Source organism: Gemmobacter sp. (assembly GCF_016792925.1).
Classification (GTDB): domain Bacteria; phylum Pseudomonadota; class Alphaproteobacteria; order Rhodobacterales; family Rhodobacteraceae; genus Gemmobacter.
The window spans coordinates 1-2376 of the sequence record NZ_JAEULU010000346.1; the positions used below are offsets into that span (position 1 = coordinate 1).

The following is a 2376-nucleotide window of genomic DNA, read 5'->3' on the forward strand; positions in this document are numbered from 1 at the left end:
GGGCATGGCAACGGGGAAAGGGTATAGGCCTGACAGGACGGCGCCAGAGACCACGCCGCTTGTCGGCGCTGCTGCTGTGATCCGCAAAACCCCGACGGTGTTTTGCATTTTGCCGCGCCAGGCCGCTGGACGCGACGCCGCATTGCGATCATTCTGCGCCGATGCACTTGCCACCCGACCCCCTGCTCGGCACCGGCCTCTCGCTGGCCGAGACCCTCGCAACCGAGACCACGCTGACCGAAGATCAGGCGGCGCGGGTGGTGCTGGCCTATCGCCAGTTCCTCGCCCTGCAAGCCGACGACCCGGGCCTGCTGCCGCCGCAGCTGATCGGTCTGGCGGCGTGGCGCCACCGCCGGGATGCCGATGCCTGGCAAGCCTTCTGCACCGCATGGCCCCCGGCGCAAACCCTGCCGCCCTTGCCCGAACACCCCCCGGCTCCTTGCGCAACCGCGCCCACCATCCGGGCGCTGCGGGCCAAGGGCCTGACACCCGATCCGACCATCTGGCCCGCGCCCTTGCGTGTGACGCTCGCCCGCCTCTGCCTGCCCCTGATGGTGGCCGGTTTCCTGCTGGCGGCGGGCAGCGGCCTGATGCCCGGCTGGTATCAAGCTCTGGCCCTGCTCATCGGCCTGCCGCTTCTGATCCTGCCGCGCCTGCTGGCCGCCCAGCTGCTACCCCTCCGCGCCCTCGCGCGCCCGGCCTTGACGTCGCCTTGGCTGGACACCTCGCGCATCTAGCGCTGTGAGCGGGGCGCGCTATTGAAATTATCGCTCAAGTTGTGCCGCGCCTCCGCTGAATGGGAGGTCGGCATGACGCACAACGCCTTTTGTCAAAGCCCGCAGGAGGGCCTCACCCGCCGTGAGGCGCTGCCCATCTGCCTGACCGACGGGCGCCCGCTGCAAGGCTTCCTCGCCCGCGACACCTCGCTGGGTCCGGGCGGCCCCGAGGAGGCCTCGCGCGGATACTGCCGCTTCCTTGCCCTCGCGCTGGCTTCACCCGGACAACCCCGCATGCCCGGCCCGATGATCGCGCCGCTGTGGCAGCTCCAGCGCGAAGACAGCGCCGCTTGGGCCGCCTTCTGACACGCCATGGGGCAGGGAGCGCCGGATCAGCGCCTCTCCCGCTGGGAGGCGCCGCGCGCGCCGGCCTATGCCGCCACCCGCGCTGCCTATGGCCAAGCCTTTGGCTGCTTTGGCTTTGGACGATGCTCTGGGCCAGTCTGCCCCCGGCCTGCTGCCCGCTCCCCCCATGTCGCCCCTTCTGTTCTGGTCTCCGGTGCTGGTTCATCTCTGGCAGGCGCGCCGCGTCCCCACGCGCCTGCGCCGCCACGCCCCGCCGGGCGGCCTGTTGTCCATCCCGCCCGAGACCCGAAGCCTGCGCGACGACTGAGGCCACCGTCGTCCACTCCCCCCGCCACACCCCGCGCGCCCGCGATCCTTCGGCGAAGGATCGCCCGGCCCAAAACCTTCCCGCCGCCCCAAAACCTTCCCGCTGGTCAGACCGTTCAAATGCGGCTAGACTGCGGCGAAAGGCCGGGCACACACCGGTCAGAGGCAAGCAGGCAAATCAGGCGGTTCCCCCATGACTGAGATGGTCTATGGTTCCATGCCCCGACGGGTGTCGGAGCCGGTTCTTCCGAAATGGTGGCGCACCATCGACAAATGGTCGCTGGGCGCGGTGCTGGCGCTGTTTGGCATCGGCATGCTGCTGGGCCTCGCGGCCTCGGTGCCGCTGGCCACGCGCAACAACCTCGATCCCTTCCACTATGTCGAGCGGCAGGCTCTGTTCGGGGTGGTGGCGCTGGCGGTGATGCTTGGCGTCTCGATGATGCCCCCCGAGGCCGTGCGGCGCCTGGGCATTCTGGGCTTTGGCCTTTCCATGGTGGCTCTCGCCTTCCTGCCCTTCCTCGGCACTGATTTCGGCAAGGGGGCGATCCGCTGGTATTCGCTGGGCTTTGCGTCCTTCCAGCCGTCCGAGTTCCTGAAACCCGGCTTCATCGTGGTCACCGCCTGGCTGATGGCGGCGGCGCAAGACATCAACGGCCCGCCCGGGCGGCTGATCTCCTTCGCGCTGGCGATCACCGTGGTGTTCTTCCTCGCCATCCAGCCCGATTTCGGCCAATCCATGCTGATCGTCTTTGGCTGGTGCGTGGTCTATTTCGTGGCGGGCGCCTCGATGACCGTCATCGCCACCATCCTCGGGCTGGTGGGGGGCGTGGGCTTCCTGCTTTACGGCATGTCGGAACACCTGGCGCGGCGGATCGACGGCTTTCTGGCCGCCGATGTCGACCCGCGCTCGCAGCTGGGCTACGCCACCAACGCCATTCAGGAGGGCGGGTTCTTCGGCGTGGGCGTGGGCGAGGGGCAGGTGAAATGG

At 69.1% G+C, this 2376-nt stretch carries 4 protein-coding genes; all 4 read left to right on the forward strand.

Features of this window, described 5'->3' with window-relative positions:
• Positions 1 to 161 precede the first annotated feature (161 nt).
• A complete protein-coding gene (locus tag JNN06_RS17180; RefSeq protein WP_291240815.1) occupies positions 162 to 737 on the forward strand; it encodes a hypothetical protein in 576 nt (191 codons plus the stop codon).
• A 72-nt stretch (positions 738 to 809) separates the two neighbouring features.
• Positions 810 to 1082: a hypothetical protein gene (locus JNN06_RS17185; protein WP_291240816.1), complete on the forward strand. Its 273-nt coding sequence runs from the start codon at positions 810 to 812 to the stop codon at positions 1080 to 1082.
• A 166-nt stretch (positions 1083 to 1248) separates the two neighbouring features.
• Positions 1249 to 1389, forward strand: coding sequence for a hypothetical protein (locus JNN06_RS17190; protein ID WP_291240817.1), 141 nt, complete (start codon positions 1249 to 1251; stop codon positions 1387 to 1389).
• A gap of 192 nt (positions 1390 to 1581) precedes the next feature.
• The coding region (locus tag JNN06_RS17195; protein ID WP_291240818.1) for an FtsW/RodA/SpoVE family cell cycle protein at positions 1582 to 2376 on the forward strand (795 nt) is incomplete at its 3' end.

Excerpts from the sequence above, each read along its gene's own strand:
- JNN06_RS17180 (WP_291240815.1), top strand. The coding sequence starts at position 162 with ATGCACTTGCCACCCGACCCCCTGCTCGGCACCGGCCTCTCGCTGGCC.
- JNN06_RS17185 (WP_291240816.1), top strand. The coding sequence starts at position 810 with ATGACGCACAACGCCTTTTGTCAAAGCCCGCAGGAGGGCCTCACCCGC.
- JNN06_RS17190 (WP_291240817.1), top strand. The coding sequence starts at position 1,249 with ATGTCGCCCCTTCTGTTCTGGTCTCCGGTGCTGGTTCATCTCTGGCAG.